A 22,462-nucleotide genomic window follows, 5' to 3' on the forward strand; every position below is an offset into this window, starting at 1 on the left:
AATGAACACTACAGAAGAATTTTATGAAATTATCGCCTCTGCCATCGCTATAAAGAAAGAATTGGTAGATGAAAAATTGACGTATCAGGAAATCCCGGAATGGGATTCTATGTCCCACCTACTTATCGTAGAAGCACTTGAACAGTTTTATCAGATCAAATTTGATTTTAACGATATTCTGGAGATGGGAACTGTCGGAAAAATTCGGGAAAAAATGAAAAAATACGATGTACTCGTAGAAAACTAAGCATATGAAAATTTTAGAAAATGTAATTGCCAATAAGAACTTGGAGTTTACAGATGCTTCCACCGGTAAAACAATACCGGTGGGAACGCTGTACCGGTCTTTAGGCTTAAACCCTGTAGAAAAAGGATTACTTTTTTTGTACAATGACAATCAGCTGCCCAGTGTTGAGGTACTTCTCAATTTTTATGGAACAGCACATGCGATTGCTGTATTGGGACAGAAACTGCATTCGGAGTTCAAAGAACGTATCGAAGCAGAATACCGTCCTAAGTATATCTTCGACCCGCAAAGAGAAGATATTCCGGGTTACAGCTTAAAAGAATTCTCAGACAGTATCAGAATTTTTGCAAAGGATGATTATAAGAATGAAGTTACCATTCATCCTGAAATCAAGATTCTTCTGAGCACTTCAGGCACAACGGGAGTTCCCAAACTTGTCAAATTATCGGATGAAGGTCTTTATAAGAATGCTTTAAGTATTCTTAAATATATGCCTGTTCTGGAATCTGATGTGGTTCCTTTAAACGTTCCGATCAACTTCGTATACGGATTCTCTATTTTCACCACCAACTGTATGCGCGCCAGAAGAATAGTCTGTACAGATAAAGACATTATGCAGAAAGCATTCTGGGACGAACTAGAAGAATATGGTTACAGTACACTGGGAGGAGTTCCTTTTCTCTATGAAAATCTGAATAGAATAGGGTTTTTCAGAAAAGATTCTCCAAGTCTGAGGTATTTTACCCATACCGGAGGCGTGATCAATGCGGAGCTAAGAAAAACAATTTTCTCTTACTGCCATGAATTCAAAAAAGAATTCTTTGCTCAATACGGTCAGACAGAAGCAGGAGGAAGAATGGCTTATCTGCCTACAGAAGGATTGCTGGAAGAAGAAACTTCTATCGGAACTCCCGTAGATAACGGAAGCTTCCAAATTGATCCTGAAACGGATGAACTTCTCTTTTCACATTCCAGTATTTTTGGAGGATATGCTAATAAGCTGGAAGATCTAGCCACTTATGAACAGCCTTCTGTGCTCCATACCGGAGATACTGCGAGAAAAGGTGAAAACGGAATTTATTATATCACGGGAAGAATAAAGCGTATTATGAAACTTTTCGGAATACGTCTCAATCTGGATGAGGTAGAATTTATTCTTAAAAATGAAATGCAAGGCAATACGTTTGTATGTCTGAATGCCAATGATAAGAAAATCGTTGTACTGTATGACAATCAGGATGTAGATCCTCAAATCATCACCGAAACCATTAAAAATAAACTGCGTATCAACCCACTATATGTACGCACCGAACTTATAGAATCATTCCCATTATCACAAAACGGTAAAATAAACTATCCCCTGTTACAAAACTTACAGCATGAAAACATCTAAAACCCTTATATTACTTCTTGGTCTTGCTTTATCTTCAAACTCGCTTTCTGCACAGCAGGGTGACAGAATTCATGGCAAGATCATGCTGACTGAACAGGCACCAGTAAAAAACGCTATTTTAAGACTTGTCAACACGTCTTATCAGGCAAAAACCAATAATTTAGGAGAATATTACTTTGAAAATGTACCACCTGGAGAATATACCCTTCAGGTGGTTTTAAATGATATCGAACTGATGAGGGAGTCTATCCATATTCAGAAAGATGTCCACGAAATTCCTGCTATCTATGCCCCGTTACACAATAATGTGATTGAGGGAATTACAGTATATGCAGTGAGTAGAAATAAATTTTTGGATAGAGACAGTACATCAGTGGCTAAAATGCCTTTGAAAGTTCTTGAAAATCCACAGGCTTATACCAGTATCAACCAGCAGATCATGAAAGAGCAGCTTACTTACGATATTTCGGAGGTATTGAAAAATGTTCCGGGTATGGTAAAGATGCAGGGAAGTCCGGGAAGAGGTTCAGGAGACGGAAGTTTCTATTACAGTCTTAGAGGTTTTCCTACCAAAGTATCTATGGTAGACGGTATTCCTGCAACAACGAACGGAGAAATAGATCCTGTCGATCTTGAACGTCTGGAAGTGATCAAAGGACCTTCAGGAACACTGTATGGAGGTGCTGTAACTTCTTTCGGAGGTTTAATCAATGCTGTAACCAAAAAACCGAAAGACTATTTCGGAGGAGAAGCTTCTTATCTTATGGGAAGCTACAATCTGAACCGTGTAACGGCTGATGTTTACGGCCCGATTACAGAATCCAGAAATATGTTATTCCGTTTAAATGCCGCGTATCAGTATCAGAACGGATTCAGAGATTCTGAATTCAGAAAATCATTCTTTGTAGCCCCTACTATAAGCTATCAGGTTAATGAGAGACTAAAATTTAACTTAGGAGCGCAGATCTACAACTATGAAGGAACCAATACTCCGATTATCTTCCTTCCAAGAACAAGAGCTTATTTCGCCCATAATCCGGATGAACTTGGATTCGACTGGAAAAGATCATATTCAAACAATGATATGACTTTGAAAGCGCCATCTATCAACGTAAAAGCTGAGGCCAATTACAAGATTTCAGATAAATGGACTTCACAAACGTTGCTTTCAAGAAACTTCAGAAAAACAGAAGGATTATATCAATATCAGTTTATCAGAGGGACTACCAATGATGCTACACTTGAACGTAATGTACAATGGCAGAACTCAGAAGCTTCTTCTACAAGTGTTCAGCAAAACTTTAATGGAGAATTCAACATCGGAAAAATCAAAAATAAAGTGTTGATCGGATTAGACTACCTCAATCAGACGATCAACAATAACCATTCCCCGATTGTGGTATTCGACAATGTGGATGGACAGAACCTGACAGGCAGTTATGGAAGTATTTCCAAAGATCTTGCACTTCAGAAAATCCAGGCCACTACCCAGGCAGGAAAAACGCCTTTAGTAAGAAATACATCTGCAGCAAATCTTTATGGAGCCTATGTTTCAAACGTAACCTATATTACTGACCGTTTGATTACTTTAGTAAGTTTGCGTATGGATCATTATGAAAGTAAAGGACAGCTTAATCTGAATGATAATAAGCGGGCAGGAGAATTCAAACAAACCGCATGGTCTCCAAAGTTTGGTATTGTGTATCAGATCCTTAAAGACCAGTTATCAGCCTACGGAAATTATATGAATAGCTTTAGCTATACAGCACCTGTCACACAGCAGCTGGCTGATTATAGCGGAGATATGAAACCACAAATGGCTAACCAGTGGGAAGTAGGAATAAAAGGAAACCTTTGGAGAAATAAAGTTAATTTTACTGTTGGATACTACGATATTCTTGTTGATAATATACAGCGGGGAATCGGGGTAATCCGTGACGGAAAAGAGTACAATATTGTTATTCAGGACGGTCAGCAAAGAAGTAAAGGGATTGAGATTGAAACGATCATGAATCCTGTTCAGGGATTGAACATTATGGCCGGATATGCTTACAATCACAGCAGATTTGAAAAAGCCGATGCCTCTGTGGATGGACGCCGTCCGGAATCCGCAGGTCCTGCGAATGTATTCAATTCATGGATCAGCTATATCCTTCCTATCAAAGGACTTCAGGGACTGGGAATAGGTTTTGGGGTAAATCGTGTTGGAAAACAGATTACCGGAAATAAGACTGTTACCGGGCAGTTTGCATTTCCTGCCTATACTTTAGTGAATGCTTCCATTTCCCTTGAAAAAGAAAGATACAGATTAGGATTTAAAATGAATAATCTGGGTAATGTACAATATTTTGCAGGGCAGGGAGTTGTAGTCGCTCAGATGCCTCGTAATTTTGTTGCTGAGGTTAGCTTTAAGTTTTAAGGATGAAGTTAAAATTTAGAAAAATTGCATATCAGTTACACCTATGGCTCGGACTAACGTCCGGGCTTATAGTTGTTATTATGGCCGCTACAGGATGTATCCTGGCTTTTGAAGAAGAATTAAAACATATTGTTCATCCCAACAGGTATTTCGTTGAAAATATCGGCAGAAAAAAGCTTTCATTATCTGAGCTTACCGGAAAAGCAGAACAGGCTTTACCCGAAGGATTGAAAATCAAGAGAGTTATAATGTCTTCTGATCCTTCAAAAACGTATGTATTCCGCACGCTGAAGATGGATGATGAAGCGTGGACGTATTGGGGAACCTATCTTTATTATTACCGGATTTATGTAGACCCTTATACCGGAAAAATACAGGAAGTAGAAAATGCAAAACAAGATTTTTTTGAAATTGTTCTGGATCTTCACAGAAGACTTCTGCTCGGTGAAAAAATAGGGAAAACCATTACAGGATATTCCACATTGATATTTGCTGTTATCCTTTTATCGGGGCTTGTGATATGGTATCCCCGTAAAATGAGTAAAGCCATGCTGAAAGGAATGTTTTTCATTAAAACATCTGCCAATTGGAAAAGAATCAACTATGATGCTCATAATGTATTGGGTTTTTACGCCGTGATTCCTTTACTTCTGATCTCTTATTCCGCATTGATATGGAGCTTCGAAGATGTAGATAAATGGGTAAAGAATACACTGAACGGCAATACTCCAACAGAAAAGAAAGCCAAAAGTACAATCCCTTCCGAAGAATTTTCAAACCGCGGAAATATTCTCGATTTAATTGGAAATAGAATGGAAAAAGGGCTGGTAGATAAGAAATCTGCACTTGTCAATTTCCCAAGATCGGAAGAAGGAACTTATTATGCTGAACTGACGTATGACGGCAGACAATACCGTAATGAACAATTTAATTTTGATCAATATTCAGGAGACGTTTTAAAATCTCAATCTTATAAAAACAAAAATATCGGATATGGAACCGCATTAAGGGATAGAAATTATGATCTTCACACCGGAAGTATCCTGGGACTCACCACCAGAATTATTTATTTTCTGGCTGCTATCATTGCAGCATCGCTCCCAATTACCGGTTTTATTATCTATCTCAACAAGAAAAAGAAGAAACCAAAACACAAGAAAAACAAAGTCGTTTTTCCTTCTCATCATTAACAAAAAGCCTCTGTAAAGGGGCTTTTACTCTTTTTAAAACCACAAAAGTCGCAAAAGATTTTATTTTAAAACACTTTAGTCACTTAAGTAAGTTTAAAATAATGCCACGGAAAAGTTCACATAAGATAAAAATCAAAGATTTTTTACAAAACTTAGGTGTACTTACTATACATAAAGTTTGGTTCTAAAAAAAACTTAAGTGTTAAAAAAAATGTGTCTTTTGTTATTAAAAATAATCAATATAAAAGATTATACAACTTCTTATTTTAAATATCCAGTATCAATTTTATCGCAGATAAAATCCTTGCGCCTTATAAAAACTTATTTTTCATCATATTTGTGCCTTTGCGTTTTCCAAATAAAAAATTATTAAACATTTCCTTGTAGATTTTTAATCACCCAACCAATCCCTTCACATTTTTTGAAAAGACTTCAATTCCTTTATTCATCTCTTCAACATTCAGATCTCCAAATCCCAATCTCATTGCCGTAAGCCCTTTATTTTGATACAACAATGTTTTAGGAATGAAAAGATTATCCTTCATACAATTTCGGCTCAGCTGCATAAGATTGATCGGAATATTCCATTCCAGCCAGATGGCAAGACCGCCAGACGGCTTTTGAAAGGTGATGAGGTCACCCAGATTTTCTTCCAGCAACAAAGCAAAATGATCCCGTCTTTCCTGATACACTTTTAAAGATTTTTTCAGGTAGCGGTTAATTTCCCCTTCTGCAATCATCTCTCCAAGCGCTCTTTCCATCAGAATATCACCCTGACGGTCAATAATACCCAGATACTTCCGCATTTCTATCATCAGATTTTCAGGGGCAACAATAAATCCGGTCCTGAATCCTGGTGCCAAAGATTTTCCAAAAGAACCGATATAGATTACCATTCCATTCGTATCGGCACTAGCCAGGGGAAGGATAGGACTTTTATCATAATGAAATTCATAATCATAATCGTCTTCCAGAATAATGAATCCATATTCATTCGCCAGTTCCAGTAACTCAAATCTCCTCTGGGCACTCAGCGCCACGGTAGTAGGATAGTGGTGGTGCGGGGTGAGATAAAGCATCCGTATTTTCTGCTTTTTGCAGGCTTCCCGTACACTTTCTACGATAATTCCTTCCTCATCAATGGGAATAGAAACAATGTCAACTCCCGCTTTCATAAAGATCATATTGACTGAGAAATAGCTCAGAGCGCCTACCAATACAGTGTCTCCTGCGGAAAGAAGAATTTCGGAAACAATATAAATACTCATTTCCGTGCTTCGGGTGATGAGCAGATTATTTTTGGAAATAGGGAGTCCACGGGAAAGATTCAGATATTCAGACAAATGTTCTTTAAAAAATTCACTCCCGTCATGGTTGTAATGTCCTAAAGCTTTCTGATTGGATTTACGCTTCAGAATAGAACTGTAAAACCGGGAATGCTGTCCGATTTGGGTTAAACGAATATCCGGAACCCCATCATTAAAGACATATTCACAGTTTGAATGTTCAAAAGGATTATCCAGGATATTAGATGTTTTGAATGAGAAACCGGTCGTTATTGGATAGTTTTGAAGGTTATTCTGCTCAAAATCGTTCACTTTTACAGGTTTTTCCTGATCTTTCCCAATCACAAAAGTTCCTTTGTTGGGAAAACTCTCTGTCCAGCCTTGAGCTGATAGCTCATCATACACGGCAACGGCTGTATTTCTATGGATTTCCAGCATTTCACTGAAAGTTCTGGTTCCGGGAAGCTTCGTTCCGAAAGGTAAAACTCCTCTCTGAATCGCATTGATCAGCTGATTCGCAATTTGTAAATAGATAGAAGTCTCTGATTTTCTATCTATTTTTATAAAACTTTCATAAGGAATCTTAACCGGACTATCCATAATATAAAAACTGGCACCATACAACCATCCGGCAATATACTACTTTTGACATCAAAATAAAAATCTATGGAATTTCATCATCTGTTAAAAAGAATTGTACAGGAGGGCAGTACCCATGCCAAATGGCTGAATACCCTTTCTTTTATGGAAAATGCCGGTGCAAGAAAAATATCAAAATGTGAACATCCAATATTGGTTTCTCAGATTCAGCTGAAACATGCTGCCGAAGAACACCGCCATGCTTATTATCTAAAAAAACAGATTGGAAAAATAGACCCTGAATTATGCAAAACTTATGAAAGCTCGGAGCTTCTGGCTTCTATTGCTACGCGACAGTATCTTCATTCACTGGATATTAAATCCTGTCGTTATCTTCAGGAGGCATTTCAACTCAACAAAGAAGATCTCAGATATGCGGCTTACCTTTTTGTGACCTATGCTATTGAAGTTCGTGCCGATGAACTTTATCCGGTTTACCAGCAGGTTCTTACGGAAACATCTTCTAAAATAATGGTAAAATCTATTATTCTTGAAGAAGAAGGACATCTGGAAGAAATGATCAACCAGCTCAATGAGTTTTCTCAAGACTGGAGACAACATGCAGATCATATTCTGACCATTGAAAAAGAACTGCATGAACAATGGATCAATGCTATAACGCAGGAAGTAGCTCAGTTGAATTATGCTTAGCAATGTCTTTCGTTTTCAGGAATCTCTTGACAAAAGAAAAGAGGACGGAATAATAAGAAGTTTAAAACCCCGGCGGGAAGGAATTGATTTTTATTCCAATGATTATCTCGGTCTTGCCAGAAATAATGAACTTCAAAATATCCTGTTGCAAAAGGTTACAGATAATCCTCTGCTGCTTTCAGGAAGTACGGGTTCCCGTTTGATCAGTGGAAACAGCAGCGTTGTGACTTCGGTAGAAAATGGTATTGCTCAAAAACATCAGTTTGAATCGGCATTGCTTTTTCCATCGGGATATAATGCTAATCTGGCCTTATTTTCTACGCTTCCGAGTCGTCATGATGTGGTGATTGTAGACGAGCAGATTCATCGGTCTGTGCACGATGCGTGTCGGTTATCAAATGCTAAAAAGCTAAAATTTAAGCATAATGATCTCGAGGATCTTGAAAATATTTTAAAGAGACAACAAGGACATTGTTATATCGGAATAGAAAGTTTGTACTCCATGGAGGGAGATTTTGCTCCCATTCAGGAAATAGCTGTGCTTGCCGATATATATAAAGCGTATCTGATTGTTGATGAAGCCCATGCTTTTGGTGTTTTTGGCTATGGATTGGTTGAAAAATATCAATTACAGAACCAGGTATCAGCGGTAGTAGTGACCTATGGAAAGGCTCTTGGAGCCCATGGAGCAGCAGTTCTCTGCAATGAAACAATACAATCTTATCTGATCAATTTTGCAAGCCCTTTTATTTATACCACTTCTGCACAGGATTTTCAGTGGACGGGTATAAAAACAGGATATGAATTCTTGGATCAGCATGAGGAATTGTCCAAAAAACTTCAGGACAATATTAGAGTTTTCAGAAGCCAAAATCTACAATCTCCATCGTCAGAAACAAGCCCGATTCAAGCGATTGTAATCCCAGATAACCAAAGACTTAAAAAGTTACAAGACACTTTATCTGAGGAAGGGTTTTTAACCTACGCGATATACAGTCCCACGGTAAAAGAAGGAGGCGAACGATTGAGGATATGTCTTCACAGCTTTAATACTGAAGAGGAAATTGTAAGACTGACAGGAATTATTAAAGAATTTGTTTAAAACAAAGACACCAATAAGCAAAAAGGAAAAAGAAACAAATTTTCAAACCCCGGAACACGAATCCCGAACCTATGAAATTATTTATAACAGGAATAGGAACCGAAATAGGAAAAACAGTTTGTTCGGCTATTTTGGTTCAACATTTTAAAGCAGAATATTGGAAGCCCATACAATCCGGCGACTTACATCATACAGACAGCCATAAAATTGAAGCATGGACTGATCATACCACCTGCCATCCGGAAGCTTACCGTTTACAGTTGGCAGCATCACCACACCAGTCTGCAAGGGAAGAAAACATCACAATAGATCTGGATGATTTTCAATTACCCAAAACTGACAATCCATTAATTGTAGAAGGTGCCGGAGGTCTTATGGTACCGATATCCGATACTACTTTTATGATTGATCTGATAGAAAAATTGAGTCTGCCTACTGCATTGGTTGTCAGAAATTATTTAGGGTGTATCAACCACAGCTTACTTTCGATAATGGCTTTAGAACAACGGAAAATAAAACTAGAATACCTGATCCTTAACGGAGACTTCCCCGAAGATACAGAAAGAGTAATTTGCAATTTTATACAAAAAGAAACAAAAATTATAAAGATTCCGGAGATCAGCAGTCCCGACAAAGAATCTATACAGCACGCTGCAAAGCAATTAAAAATAACAAAATTATGATAATGGATACAAAAACAACATTGAGAAACAACTGGACTAAAGAAGAGATTGAAGAAATTTATCATCTTCCTCTGATGGAACTGATCTATAAAGCTGCCACTGTACACCGTGAATGGCATGATCCTTCTGAAGTACAGATTTCTACATTATTGTCCATCAAAACCGGTGGCTGCCCGGAGGATTGTTCCTACTGCGGACAGGCAGCCCGTTATCACACCAATATTAAAGTACAGGCTTTACTGCCTACAGAAACAGTGATTGCGCACGCTCAAAAAGCAAAAGATTCAGGATCTTCAAGATTCTGTATGGCTGCAGCATGGCGTGAAGTTCGTAACAACCGTGATTTTGACAGGGTAATTGATATGGTAAAAGGAGTAAATGAACTTGGACTTGAAGTGTGCTGTACTTTAGGAATGCTTACGGAAGAACAGGCTGTAAGGCTGCAGGAAGCAGGATTATATGCCTATAATCATAATCTTGATACTTCAGAACAGTATTATGAAGAGATCATTTCTACCAGAACATTCGATAACAGAATCAATACCATCAACAATGTAAGAAATGCAGGGATCACAGTATGTTCCGGAGGAATTATCGGACTGGGTGAAACGCATAGAGACAGAATTTCAATGCTTCTGACGTTGGCAACGATGCCAAAACATCCGGAATCTGTTCCTATCAATGCTCTAGCCAGAGTAGCAGGAACTCCATTAGAAGATAATGAAAAAGTAGATACCTGGGAAATGGTAAGAATGATCGCTACAGCAAGAATCGTAATGCCTTCTTCTATGGTAAGATTAAGTGCCGGACGTATAGAAATGTCAGAAACAGAGCAGGCCTGGTGCTTTATGGCTGGAGCTAATTCTATTTTCACAGGAGAAAGAGAAACCTTATTGGTAACTCCTAATCCGGGAGTTTCTGAAGATATGCAGATGCTGCAGACCTTAGGATTAAAACCTATGATGAAAAAAGAAACATGCTGTTAGAAAATTATGAATTATAAATGATAAATTATGAGTGATGAGCTGGATTGCTGGTATTATAGGACTTGTTATAAAATTTGTTTTTAAATTTTTATAAACTGCTCTACAAGTTGGAAAATGCAAAGGCGCAAAAGCTTTTGTAGTAAGTAATATTTTAAGGCCCAAGGATTTTATCTCTGATAAAATTGGATATTGCAAATTTTAGACTCTTTCAGATTATTATGCAAATTAAGCAGATGATTATGAAAAAATCTGTAAAATCTCCTAAATCTGCGAGAAAATTATAACGCAATCCTTGCTGAAAATCTTTGATTTTCTTGTGTCTTAAAATACTCGCAATCTATGATAAATTTTGCGCTTTTGTGATCAAACAACATTTACCATAACATATTCAACTCAATTATTGTTAGATCCAATTTCATCACTCATTATTACTTTTTACATCAATATATGAATACAATAACACAACAACTCAGTCTTCAAAAGAGAGATAAAGCAGTCAACTGGCATCCCTATACTCAGATGAAAACAGCTGACGATATTATTCCTATTGTAAAGGGAAAAGGAATTTACCTGTATGATAATGAAGGAAAAAAATATCTGGATGTCGTTTCATCATGGTGGGTAACATTGCATGGGCATTCACATCCTTACATTGCACAACGTGTTTTTGAACAGTTGAATACACTGGAACAGGTTATTTTTGCAGGATTTACGCATGAACCCGCTGTAAAGCTCTCAGAAAATTTACTGAAGCTTCTTCCGGCTGGTCAGGAAAAAGTTTTTTACTCTGATAATGGCTCTACAGCAGTAGAAGTTGCTTTAAAAATGTGTATTCAATATGCATACAATCAGGATAAAAAGAAAACGAAGATTTTAGCTTTTAAAAATGCTTATCACGGAGATACTTTCGGAGCCATGTCTGTAAGCGGAAAAAGCTTCTGGACAAGACCTTTTGAAAGCATGCTGTTTGAAGTTGTTTTTATTGATACCCCCAATTCCGAAAACCTGGATAGCCTTCAGTCACAGATTAAAGAACATGCTGATGAAGTCGCTTGTTTTATCTATGAACCTTTAGTTCAGGGTGCTGCCGGAATGTTGATGTACAAAGCCGAAGATCTTAGCCAGCTGATGAAATTCTGCAGGGAAGAAGGCGTTCTTATGATTCAGGATGAAGTTTTTACAGGATTTGGAAGAACGGGTAAGCTTTTCGCAGCAGACTATCTTACAGAGAAACCGGACATCATGTGTTTTTCAAAAGGACTTACAGGAGGAACTATGCCAATGGGAATCACCACCTGCTCCAATGAAATCTACAATGCTTTTCTTTCAGATGACCGTTATAAAACATTATTTCACGGGCATTCGTTTACAGCCAATCCTTTAGCCTGTACAGCGGCTCTTGCGAGTATGGAACTATTACTTACAACCGAAACTCAAATGAATATCAACCGCATCACTCATCAGCATTCAGAGTTTGTGAAAGCACTTGCTTTTCATCCTCATGTAGAAAAGGTTCGTCAGATCGGAACTATTTTAGCTTTCGATTTTAAAACCGGGAATACTACTTCTTATTTCAATGAAATAGGGAAGAAGCTTTACAATGAATTCCTCCAGAGAGGGATTATTATGAGGCCGTTGGGAAATGTAATCTATCTGGTTCCGCCATATTGTATTACATCTGAAGAATTAGACTTTGTGTATCAGAATATTATGGAAGTTTTGGATCAGTTTAAAGAGTAAACGGTCCCTTCTGGTAATAATTATTTTTAATTTTTTTTAATGTACCTTATAGGTTTCTGAAACCTATAAGGTTTTTATATTCAGATAATTAATACTAAGATATCTTTAAAGTTCCTGCTCTGCCTTTTTCAAAACACCCATTAATTCTTTCAACTCATCTTTATTGAATTCCAGTAAGTTCTGATTCAGATAATGGGAAGGAATTTTTATATAATTAACCCACGATGAAAGTTTTTCACGATAAACACTTCCAAATTCAATATTGCTCATCGTAACAAATTTATATTTGGTTTCATGAGTCGTTTTTTCGTTTTCTTTCTGTTCCACAATCTGAAGAGCCTGAATCAGTTTTCCCAATTCATTTTTATCAACGGTGAATGTCTTTTTGGATATTTCGTCAAACGTTTCATATTCATACATGATTCCCAGAAGAGATTCTGATGAACTGTCAGATACATCTTTTGTTACAATTTTTTGAATATTCAGGTTTTTAAACTTGCCCAGATTGGTGATCTTCTTCTCAATTAATGTTCCTTTTCTTGAATTGACAGTAAGTCCGCGTGATGTCGTATTAGATCTTTGAATAATCGGAGGTGGTGCTATCTGTGCAGTGGCCCATGTACATAATACACAGGAAATCAAAATGATGATTCTTTTCATTTGTAAAGATTGTTATTAGTTTTTGAAATGTAAATTTACTAATTCTTAATAAGTTTTTTTGTGAAAAATTTTCCATTTCCAAAAATGGCTTTTGCGAAATAAACTCCTTTAGAAAGTTCAGCAACGTCGGAATTATTTTTGTTTACAGTTTTTAATAGTCTTCCATCAGCTGAATAGATTTCTATTTTGTCGATTTTTTCTTTTGAATGATAAACTAACTCTTGTTTTATAGGACTTTCAAAAGTAATTTCAGTATTATTTTTTATAGTTTCTGCTGTTGATAATGTAGCTGTACCGTTTAAAAGATATTTAACAATTTCTTTTGTAGTCCCCTCTCCATAAACAATTACATTATTATCAAAAACTTTGATTGTGTGAATAAAGTGATAGAGTAAATTAGAATCGTTTTCTACATATTCTCCAAATACCTGATCAATAGCTCCATTTTGATTAAGTTTAGCGATATAATAAGCGGGTGCATTATTAAGATCAGCATAGCCAGCGATGTAATAAGAATTGTTTTTTTCATAAATATCCCAAAATTCAAGACCAAGAGTACCATTATAGCTGAATGTAGTATCCGGCGTTCCATCAGCATTCAGTCTTCCTATTGTGGCAGGGTTTAATGATGCAAGCTGTGCATATATAATTCTATTACCTGAATCCGTTTTTATAACGTTAACATTCACGCCATTGAAGACAGCCACGCCATTGTTGCCAAAACCAGTCATAAGCTGTCCATCATAAGTATACTTTTTTATGATATTATGCTCTAAAAAAATAAGATTGAACTGATTATCTAAAATGATGCGGGGAATTCCATTCGTTAACAGCTCTGCATTACTCCCAAAGCTATTGTCTGATGTGCCATCGGAATTTAATCTAAATGTATGAGTATATCCATCAAAGAATCCATTAGTATCTATTCCGGTTCCTGAAACAATAATTTTGTTTCCTTGTTCTATAAGGTTATTCTTTATATTGAAATTGTCCTGATAGAAATTGGCTAATGCTTTTATACCTCCATTTGAAAACGAAGGATCTAATTGCCCATTGGAAAGCAGCCGAACTACATCTAAGTAATTAATATTATTTGCAGAATCATATCGTCTTAACAGTAAGGTTAATTTATCATTGTTATGTCTTATAAACCCAACCAGAGCATCTGATGCGTAATTCAATGCAATTTTACCATTAGCTCCAAAAGCCAAATCCAAAGAGCCACTGTAACTTGTCGCCTTAGAGATAATTAACTGATTAGTATTGGAGTCAAAGGATTGATAAAATACGGTATTGGTTGCTTCTGTTAGTTCTCCTAGATAAGAACTTCCTGCTGGAAGATTGTAAATCCCGTTCGAAGCAAATATAGGATCTTTGGAAATAATTTGTGCAAAAGAAGTTTGTGCTACGAGAGTAAGCACAAATAATAATTGTTTTTTCATTGTTTGGTTTTTTTAATAAAAATTTGAGGTTATATATGTAACCCTACGTAGATGTATTTTTGTTTGTGTTCCCAAATGTATAATAAAATTTTAAAAAAGGAAAGAGAAAGGGGCAGTACTATAGGAGATTATAGGAAAAACAAAATATTTTTCAAAGAAGCTATAAAGCCATTGCTTTATCCAAGTTCATTGCCCCATGAATGAAGTTCAGAAAGAATAGGCCCCAATCTTTGCCCTTTCTCCGTTAATTTATAATACACTTCCGGAGGGAAATTATAGACTTCAATCCGCTCGATAATTAGATCTTCTTCCAGCTGTTTCAATTGCTCTGCAAGGACTTTCTTTGAAACTCTGGGCATATTCCGCCACAGTTCTACAAAACGTACCTGATCTTCTTCAAAAAGGTTATGAAGGATCAATGGCTTCCATTTACCCGAAAGGATATTCAGGCTTCGTCTTAATCCACAGTTTTTAAATTCTTCAAAATTCATAAGTCAATTGAATATATATGGTTAACCTTTTGGTAACCTTCGATTGTTTTACCCTCACTGGGCAATAGATTTGCGGCACAAACTTAGGCAAAATGAAATTACAATTATGGCGCAATGCAACATTGCTATTGAATATTGATGGGGTTTCTATCCTTGTAGACCCTATGCTCGGAGAAAAAGGTTCTATGGGAAAAATCCCGATGACAGACAGCGAATTACTGAATCCCCTGGTAGACCTGCCTTTTGATAAAGAAGAATTAAGTCAAAAACTGGAAAAAGTAGATGCTGTTGCTGTAACCCACCTTCATCCTGATCATTGGGATACGAGGGCTATCGAACTGCTTGACAAGAATATTCCGATTATCTGTTCAGATGTCATTTCAGATCACATTGCAGAGCAGGGATTTACAAATATTATGGCAGTAAATGACCAACTTCAATGGAAAAACATTGAAATATCAACCACGAAAGGACAGCATGGAACCGGTGAAATCGGTGAAAAAATGGGGATTGTGAATGGTTTTGTGTTTAAATCAAAAAATAAATCAGCCTATATCGCAGGAGACACCATTTGGTATGACGAAATTGCTCAGGAAATTGCGCAGCATCAGCCACAACACATCATTGTTGCAGGAGGGGCAGCATCTTTTTCCGTGGGAGATCCTATTATCATGACCAGCGAAGACATTATAAAAGTCTGTGAATACGCTCCAAAATCTACTGTTTGGGTGACGCATCTGGAAGCCGTAAGCCATTGCAGAGAAGACCGGAAATATATCAAGGAAAAGATCCTTGAAAATGAATTAGAGAAAAGATGCTTTGTTCTGGATGATGGAGAAGAAGTTGACCTTCATTTTTAATTTTTGAATATAAAGAGTGTTCAAAAAGAATTGATACAGAAACAAAAAAAGGGTAGAATTCATTTCTATCCTTTATCATATATCAAACGGTAATTTTAATCTTCTACACACTTATTTCTTGCGGCTTTCAATCCAAAATAAAGCATCAGAAGCACGGCACAGCTTAATAGATAGAAGGAGCTGTTCCATGAGATATCCCAATCATGAAGTTTTCCAAATAACGGAGGTCCGAATGCGGCAATCAGATATCCTACAGACTGCGCCATTCCGGAAATTTTGACTGCATTGATGCTGCTTTTCGTTCTTGTAGAAAAGAATAAGATAGACAGGCTGAAAGACAAACCGTTGGAAATTCCTATAATAACAGCATTCAGATAGATCCATTGGGATTTCAGGAATACAAACATCATGGTACTTCCGAACATCAGAGTACATATAAAAAGGATCATCAGCCTCTGATCTTTCATTTTGCTGGCAATAATAGGGCAGCAGAAGGTCACAGGAATCATCGTAATCTGAATCACAAAAAACACCCAGCCGGAGCTTTCACCCTGCATATGAAAATCTGAAAGAAACGAAGGAAGCCACGCTACCAGACAATAATAAAATAAAGACTGCAGTCCCATAAAAATACTGATATTCCATGCCTGGGCAGATTTAAACATATTAAAATCAGACGTGCTCAGTGCTGTTTTAGGCTGATTCGGATTTCTTTTGTTGAATATAAATTCCACCATTAAAACAAGGAAACCTAATGCTGCAATCACCAGCCAGATTCCCAAAGAACCTTTCCATCCAAACCCTGTCCATTCCCCGATTTTTACACTGAAACCGGAAGCCAAGGCTGCAGTAAGATTCATTGATACAGCAAAAATCCCTGTCATAAGGCCAATCTGTTTCGGGAAATTATTTTTAACATATCCCGGAGTGACTACATTTCCGATGCATATTCCCAAGCCAATGAATATAGAGCCTAAAAATAACAGCCAAAGAGATCCGCTAATTCGCAGAAACAATCCGAAACTTAAAATAATCAAGGAGTACATCAAAAGTTTACTGATTCCAAACTTATTTGAAAATTTACTCACCAGCACGGAACAGGTCGCAAACATAAACAGTGGAATAGAGGTAAGCAGGCTCACCTGGAAATTGTCCAGTTTCAATGCATCTCGTATGTCTCCAAGTACAGGAGCAACCGCTACGATCGGTGAACGAAGATTGCTGGAAATTAATATAACTATCAGAACATTTATAATTAATAAAACATACGAAGCATTCTTTTTTACTTCATTCTTCATCATAATAAAAACTTTTGTGCAAAATTAGTGTAGTAATTTTGTTTAATTTTGCCAAAGTTTTAACCCAAAACGACATGAATGCTAATGACAGCATAAAAATAGACGACTTAAACAAGCCTTATTTTGTGTGGTTTGAAGAAAACTGGGTTCATGACAATGTTCTCCATCACCATCAGAAAGGTCAGCTGGTCTATGTTGAAAGCGGATTCCAGTACATTACCATAGAGGATAAAATTTATCTTCTGCCACAAAATCATGCAGTGTGGATTCCTCCCAATGCTGTTCATAAAACCAATTCCCATTCTGAAAAGATAAAACTGATGATTATGTTTGCTGATATCAGTACAGAAAATCCTTTTTATCATGAGATCAATGTATTTTCTGTGCCTCCGGTTTTAAAAGAAATGATAAAATATGCAGAAAAATGGTCCAAATTGATGACCGCAGACCACGATGAAAATATATTTTTGAAAGCCCTGTTCAATGAACTTCCACAGTTTGTAGAGCATTCACTGACAATTCATGTCAGTCTTCCGAAAGATAAACGCCTTACCAAAGTGATTGAGCATCTTCACAATCATTACCATAAAGAAATTAAAATGGAAGATCTCAGTGACGCTGTCCTTTTATCTTTCCGTACACTGGAGCGAATCTTCAAAAAAGAAACGGGTCTTACTTTAAGCAAATACCAGCAGATGCTCCGTATCATCAAAAGTCTGGAGTTTTTGAGTGCAGGAAGTTTAACCATTTCTGAAACTGCCTATGAGGTAGGATACAAGAGTGTGCAGGCTTATACCAGAAGTTTTTTGTCGGTCATGCAGTTCAGACCTACAGATTTTATTAAAACGATTCAATAGCCGTTTAAAGCGCTTACAGAGCAAGTTGAAAAATACTAAAAAAGGGAATTATCAACCTATTAAAATAGTAAGGATTCCTTTGTATAAAAGCAATTGATTGAATTGAAAAAAAGAATATTTCCCATTTTGTAAAATTTTCCACTTCAATAGCTAATATTCAATTATGAGATGATTGAAAACAAAAAGGTCTCCACGAGTGGAGACCTTAAAAAAACACAAATGATGAAAAAAAATTATTTCGATTCACAAATATAAGCAAAAATTGTGTTATGCAAAACACTATAAGGTCATTTTTTTTAAATATTATTTATTTTAAGTAAAAACAATTATTCTCTAAATGATTTTACATTTCTTTAGGATTCTGAAATTAGCCACACAAAAACATATCCTGTTGAAGATAATTCGCGCTCTGATGAATTGTATGCTGTTTTTTTCAATAAAATAAGGAACTCCAAATGGTGAATTATAGTGAATACAAACTCTTTTTAAACCTTAATATAAACATGTGTTTAACTTTTTTGTGAGCCTACTCATAAAGTTCAGTACGGTTTTTGTATTAATTTGTTCAAAAACTATATTAAATGAGTCCAAAGACATTCAAGGGAGTTCCTACACAAAAATTTGGAGGCTTTCATGACACTGAAAGCAGAAAACTATTTAAGCAGGATATGATTCCATTGAAGTTTGAGATGTTGAAAGAAAGATTTTTCTCAATCAATAAATGGAAAAGTTATTGCGGAGAGGCATTTGCAGCATTTAAGCTATATGATTTAAATGGCGATCCGGTAGATCGTGAACCTCAAAAAGGAGATTTTATCAGGATTAATATTCCGGGACCTGGAGAATCCGAAGCCAAAGGCTATGATTGGGTAGAAATTACAGATATGTGTTTCTATGAGGATAGTTTTTCTGAAAGCATATCCATGATATGCAGCCCATCCATCAATCCGGAAAATAAAAAAAGCAGCCATATTGCTCATTTTTACAGCTCTGGAGCAAGTTCTACCTTTATGATCTCCCGAAATCCTGCTCATTTGAAAGCGGCGATCTATGGGCGAAATGAAACCCCAAATTTCAATGCTCAATTCCTTGATACGATGAGAAATCTTGCCATTGCAGTCGGGGGAATGACAGGTATTTCAAAAATTCAATGGAAACAGCTTACTGACGGTCTTTTGGATATTGACTAGACATGATCTTCCTTTTTTGATCTAGATCAAAGTTTTATATGTGTTGTACAGGGACATTTGCACCCGAATATTTTAAACAAAATTTATGAGTACAACATTAACAAAAGGACAGACCATTCATTTTTATCAGGCGATCACTCCGATTATCATTTCGGTATTCGGAGTTTATCTTACCATAGGAATTGCCTTGGGAGTACTTCCCAGGTTTGTTCAAAATAACTTAGGATTTGACAGTATTATTGTAGGGCTAGTCATTGGTCTGCAATCACTGTCAACACTTTTGACCCGGGCTTATTCCGGGAAAATTACAGATACAAAAGGAGCTAAGAAAAGCAAGATGTCCGGCGTGGTACTGGCCGTTATTGCCGGAATTATATATGTATTGGCCGTATTGTTTCAGACTCATCCATTGCTGGCGCTGGCATTGCTGTTCGTGGCAAGAATTATTCATGGTGTTGGGGAAAGCTTTCTGGTTACCGGAGCTTTAACATGGGGGATAGGTCTCGTAGGACATTCCAATTCCGGGAAAGTAATGACCTGGAACGGGATTGCGATGTATGCCGGGATTGCCATCGGGGCGCCCATCAGCATCTGGATAAGTAAAGAATACCATATTCTGCCTGCCTTTATCCTTATTGCCTTACTTCCGCTTGTAAGCTGGATTTCTACGGCAAAACTTCCTTCTATTCCTGTAGATAAAGATCACGTAAGAACTCCTTTTTATAAAATAATCGGAGCAGTATCCGGACAAGGGCTGAGTCTTGCCTTTTCATCAATGGCATTTGGATGTATTGCCTCTTTTATTGCTTTGTTTTTTTCTGAAAAAAATTGGGGTGATGCTTCACTTGCCTTTATCATCTTTGGAGCATGCTATGTCCTGACCCGAATTTTCTTCGCTTCTTTTCCTGATAAATACGGAGGTTTTAAGATTGCATTGATCTCTTTACTCATTGAAGCTGCAGGACAGGTATTAATCTGGACCGCTGCTTCCAAAACACTGGCTATCATCGGATGCGGGTTAACAGGTGTTGGGTTTTCATTGATTTTTCCTGCTTTAGGTGTTCTCGCAATTCAAAAAGTAAAACCACAGATGAGAGGAACTGCATTGGGCGCTTATGTCGCTTTTGTTGATCTTTCATTATGTGTGGCCGGCCCGTTAGCAGGATTGATTGCCGGCTGGTTTGATTATCAATCGGTGTATCTGTTCGGAGGAATAGGCTGCGTTATCTCAATGATTGTTTTACTATGTAATAAGAAATAAAATGGAAAATTCTATAATAACTTCTGTAAAGGAAACTAAAAAAATACGTTCAGTATTTACTGTTAAAAATAAAAAAGAGCTTACACCCCATCTTATCCGGGTCATATTTCATATTGATGAAACCCAATCTGAGCTTTTAGCTAATGTGAAATCTGGGTCTAATAATAAAATCTTTATCCCGGTTGAAGAGGGAAGTGATCCGTTAATAAGAACCTATACCAACAGGAAAATTGATCTTGAAAAACGAGAACTGACTATAGATTTTGTAGCCCATGGTGATAATGGTCCTGCTTCCGCCTGGGCACTAAGAGCCAATATTGGTGATGTATTGGAAATAGGAATGAAAGAAAGTACAAAACCCTTAGTTCCTGATGCTGATTTTTATCTGTTGGCAGGCGATGCAACAGCGTTACCCGTTATTTGTGCTATTGCAGAACAGTTCCCGCCTTATGTAGCGGCAAAGATAGTATTGGAGGTAGCAGGCAAGGAAGATGAACTTATTCTTTGCTCTGCGGCAGATATTTCAGTTGAATGGCTTCATAATCCTCATCCTGAAATGGGAAGCCAGCTTGCGGAGGCGGTCAAATCTGTTCAATTTCCTCCCGGAATATTAAAAGAATATGTTTATATCGCTGCAGAATATAGAACAGTACATGAGCTTCGAACTTACTTCAAAACAACCTTAGAGTGGGATCCTCATGGTTTGTATATTGGCTCATACTGGAAAGCCGGACAAGCAGAAAATAGATAGATTGTTATAGAATAAAAGCAGTAAGCAAAGGCAATTATCACTATTTTTGCTTACATGCAGGAACTTTTAGCTTCATATATCAAGAATAGAATATCAGTAACGGATGAGGAATTGGAAACTATTCTTTCCTATTTCAGAGCTATTCCATTAAAAAAGAATGAAATGCTTCTTGCCAACGGACAAAAAAGCCAACGGACATTTTTTGTAGTGAATGGCTGTCTCCGCATATTTTTTATCAATGAAGAAGGGCAGGACTCCACACGATATTTTGCATTTGAAAACCAGTTTGCAACAGCACTCACCAGTTTTATTACTTCTGAACCCTCCGAGGAATTTATTCAGGCTGTGGAGGATTCAGAAGTATATTATATTACCCATACAAATTTCTACTATCTTCTGGATATTATTCCGCAATGGGAAAAGTTTTACAGGATCTATCTGGAAACCGCTTATGTTAACAATACGAAAAGACTGATGTCTTTCCTTGTTCAGGATGCCCTTGAAAAATACCGTCAGCTGCTGGATGAAAATCCTGTCGTGGTAAGAAGACTTTCTAATAAGATGGTGGCTTCCTATCTCAATATTTCTCAGGAAACACTAAGCAGGCTGAAATCCAGGCTTTGAATAATAGATCATACTACAAAATTACAGGAACAAGCTTACAGCACAGTATAACAATAAGATACCCATTACCATATTGATTATTTTGTAATGTTTATTGAGAAACAAATGAAGTCTTTCTCCGGTAATTGCCCAAATCCATGTTGCAGAATTCCCAATAAGGGAAAGAAAAAGAGCAAAAATAAGAATGATCCAAAGCTCCTGGAATTGTGGGAAAATAAAACTACTGAATGCAGTTATTCCATAAATAATAATTTTAATATTCACGAACTGTAAGAAAAATCCTTTCCAGAAATCTGCCGTTGCTTTAGAAACAGATTCCTCTTTTTCAACATGTAATTCTGAAGGTTTTCCGGACATCACAGACCATGCCAGATAGAGCAGATAAACAGCTCCCAGATATTTCAGGTAATCGAGAAAAACGCTGTAGGAATTCAATATAAATTCCGTGAAAAAGGCAGCCAGAATCATTACTGCTGTAAATCCTGAATAAATTCCAAAAAGCAATGTTTTACTATTTTTATATCCTGACTTCATACTGCTATTAAGCGCCAGAATATTATTAGGACCAGGAAGAAGAGCTGTCAAAACACTGTAAATAAAAAATGAAAACCACATATTTTTTTTGACAAAATTAAGGAGTGTATATACTTCAGACAATCGGAATTATTTATACTTTTACTTCGAAAAATTTA

21 protein-coding genes are annotated in these 22,462 nt (G+C 36.8%); 15 read left to right on the forward strand and 6 right to left on the reverse strand.

Annotation, left to right across the window (positions count from 1 at the left end; translation table 11 throughout):
- Nucleotide 1 precedes the first annotated feature (1 nt).
- Genes DBR39_RS06210 through DBR39_RS06225 form a run of 4 tightly spaced genes read left to right on the forward strand, consistent with a single transcriptional unit; the run spans nt 2 to nt 5,249 of the window.
- Nucleotides 2-247 (forward strand): acyl carrier protein, encoded by a 246-nt coding sequence (locus DBR39_RS06210; RefSeq protein WP_103232497.1) that lies wholly within the window; start codon nt 2-4, stop codon nt 245-247.
- A 4-nt stretch (nt 248-251) separates the two neighbouring features.
- Entirely contained in the window at nt 252-1,640 is a 1,389-nt protein-coding gene (locus DBR39_RS06215) for an AMP-binding protein (RefSeq protein ID WP_124531440.1), read from the forward strand.
- Nucleotides 1,627-4,059, forward strand: coding sequence for a TonB-dependent receptor (locus DBR39_RS06220; protein WP_124531442.1), 2,433 nt, complete (start codon nt 1,627-1,629; stop codon nt 4,057-4,059). The genes DBR39_RS06215 and DBR39_RS06220 overlap by 14 nt, the downstream gene beginning before the upstream one ends.
- 2 nt (nt 4,060-4,061) lie before the next feature.
- Nucleotides 4,062-5,249 carry a PepSY-associated TM helix domain-containing protein gene (locus tag DBR39_RS06225; protein ID WP_124531444.1) on the forward strand — a complete coding sequence of 396 codons (1,188 nt, stop codon included), beginning with the start codon at nt 4,062-4,064 and terminating at the stop codon, nt 5,247-5,249.
- 395 nt (nt 5,250-5,644) lie between these two features.
- Here the strand turns inward: DBR39_RS06225 and DBR39_RS06230 are convergent, their stop codons facing one another.
- Nucleotides 5,645-7,135 carry a PLP-dependent aminotransferase family protein gene (locus DBR39_RS06230; protein ID WP_124531446.1) on the reverse strand — a complete coding sequence of 497 codons (1,491 nt, stop codon included), beginning with the start codon at nt 7,133-7,135 and terminating at the stop codon, nt 5,645-5,647.
- A 66-nt stretch (nt 7,136-7,201) separates the two neighbouring features.
- Between DBR39_RS06230 and DBR39_RS06235 the strand changes: the two genes are divergently transcribed.
- From DBR39_RS06235 to bioA, 5 genes are all read left to right on the forward strand, one after another.
- The gene (locus tag DBR39_RS06235) at nt 7,202-7,825 is read left to right on the forward strand and encodes a hypothetical protein (RefSeq protein ID WP_124531456.1); all 624 of its coding nucleotides are present in this window, start codon (nt 7,202-7,204) and stop codon (nt 7,823-7,825) included.
- Nucleotides 7,818-8,927: an aminotransferase class I/II-fold pyridoxal phosphate-dependent enzyme gene (locus DBR39_RS06240; RefSeq protein ID WP_124531457.1), complete on the forward strand. Its 1,110-nt coding sequence runs from the start codon at nt 7,818-7,820 to the stop codon at nt 8,925-8,927. Before DBR39_RS06235 ends, DBR39_RS06240 begins: the two co-directional genes overlap by 8 nt.
- A gap of 71 nt (nt 8,928-8,998) precedes the next feature.
- Nucleotides 8,999-9,610 (forward strand): dethiobiotin synthase, encoded by a 612-nt coding sequence (gene bioD, locus DBR39_RS06245; RefSeq protein WP_124531459.1) that lies wholly within the window; start codon nt 8,999-9,001, stop codon nt 9,608-9,610.
- Between the two features lie 2 nt (nt 9,611-9,612).
- Nucleotides 9,613-10,596 (forward strand): biotin synthase BioB, encoded by a 984-nt coding sequence (gene bioB / locus DBR39_RS06250; RefSeq protein ID WP_103234777.1) that lies wholly within the window; start codon nt 9,613-9,615, stop codon nt 10,594-10,596.
- A gap of 447 nt (nt 10,597-11,043) precedes the next feature.
- On the forward strand, nt 11,044-12,336 hold the full coding sequence (bioA, locus tag DBR39_RS06255) for an adenosylmethionine--8-amino-7-oxononanoate transaminase (RefSeq protein WP_124531461.1): 1,293 nt from the start codon (nt 11,044-11,046) through the stop codon (nt 12,334-12,336).
- A gap of 105 nt (nt 12,337-12,441) precedes the next feature.
- Here the strand turns inward: bioA and DBR39_RS06260 are convergent, their stop codons facing one another.
- The 3 genes from DBR39_RS06260 to DBR39_RS06270 form a co-directional block, all read right to left on the reverse strand.
- A complete protein-coding gene (locus DBR39_RS06260; protein WP_124531463.1) occupies nt 12,442-12,996 on the reverse strand; it encodes a hypothetical protein in 555 nt (184 codons plus the stop codon).
- A gap of 38 nt (nt 12,997-13,034) precedes the next feature.
- Nucleotides 13,035-14,438: a T9SS type A sorting domain-containing protein gene (locus DBR39_RS06265; RefSeq protein WP_124531464.1), complete on the reverse strand. Its 1,404-nt coding sequence runs from the start codon at nt 14,436-14,438 to the stop codon at nt 13,035-13,037.
- A 176-nt stretch (nt 14,439-14,614) separates the two neighbouring features.
- A complete protein-coding gene (locus DBR39_RS06270) occupies nt 14,615-14,929 on the reverse strand; it encodes a winged helix-turn-helix transcriptional regulator (protein ID WP_124531466.1) in 315 nt (104 codons plus the stop codon).
- A gap of 92 nt (nt 14,930-15,021) precedes the next feature.
- Between DBR39_RS06270 and DBR39_RS06275 the strand changes: the two genes are divergently transcribed.
- A complete protein-coding gene (locus DBR39_RS06275) occupies nt 15,022-15,789 on the forward strand; it encodes an MBL fold metallo-hydrolase (protein ID WP_124531468.1) in 768 nt (255 codons plus the stop codon).
- A gap of 95 nt (nt 15,790-15,884) precedes the next feature.
- On the opposite strand, the gene DBR39_RS06280 is transcribed toward DBR39_RS06275, so the two are convergent.
- Entirely contained in the window at nt 15,885-17,090 is a 1,206-nt protein-coding gene (locus tag DBR39_RS06280) for a CynX/NimT family MFS transporter (RefSeq protein WP_228447777.1), read from the reverse strand.
- A gap of 71 nt (nt 17,091-17,161) precedes the next feature.
- Here DBR39_RS06280 and DBR39_RS06285 point away from each other — a divergent pair, with 71 nt between their 5' ends.
- The 5 genes from DBR39_RS06285 to DBR39_RS06305 all read left to right on the forward strand — a co-directional run bounded on the left by DBR39_RS06285 (nt 17,162) and on the right by DBR39_RS06305 (nt 21,770).
- On the forward strand, nt 17,162-17,944 hold the full coding sequence (locus DBR39_RS06285) for a helix-turn-helix domain-containing protein (RefSeq protein WP_124531470.1): 783 nt from the start codon (nt 17,162-17,164) through the stop codon (nt 17,942-17,944).
- Nucleotides 17,945-18,525: 581 nt separating this feature from the next.
- A complete protein-coding gene (locus tag DBR39_RS06290) occupies nt 18,526-19,134 on the forward strand; it encodes a hypothetical protein (protein ID WP_124531472.1) in 609 nt (202 codons plus the stop codon).
- 85 nt (nt 19,135-19,219) lie between these two features.
- Nucleotides 19,220-20,395 carry an MFS transporter gene (locus DBR39_RS06295; protein WP_124531474.1) on the forward strand — a complete coding sequence of 392 codons (1,176 nt, stop codon included), beginning with the start codon at nt 19,220-19,222 and terminating at the stop codon, nt 20,393-20,395.
- 1 nt (nt 20,396) lies between these two features.
- Nucleotides 20,397-21,146, forward strand: a complete 750-nt coding sequence (locus DBR39_RS06300) for a siderophore-interacting protein (protein WP_124531476.1) — start codon at nt 20,397-20,399, stop codon at nt 21,144-21,146.
- 54 nt (nt 21,147-21,200) lie between these two features.
- Entirely contained in the window at nt 21,201-21,770 is a 570-nt protein-coding gene (locus DBR39_RS06305; protein ID WP_124531478.1) for a Crp/Fnr family transcriptional regulator, read from the forward strand.
- 21 nt (nt 21,771-21,791) lie between these two features.
- On the opposite strand, the gene DBR39_RS06310 is transcribed toward DBR39_RS06305, so the two are convergent.
- Nucleotides 21,792-22,385: a LysE family transporter gene (locus DBR39_RS06310; protein WP_124531480.1), complete on the reverse strand. Its 594-nt coding sequence runs from the start codon at nt 22,383-22,385 to the stop codon at nt 21,792-21,794.
- Nucleotides 22,386-22,462: the final 77 nt, after the last annotated feature.

This window comes from Chryseobacterium sp. KBW03, assembly GCF_003852415.1.
GTDB lineage: Bacteria > Bacteroidota > Bacteroidia > Flavobacteriales > Weeksellaceae > Chryseobacterium > Chryseobacterium viscerum.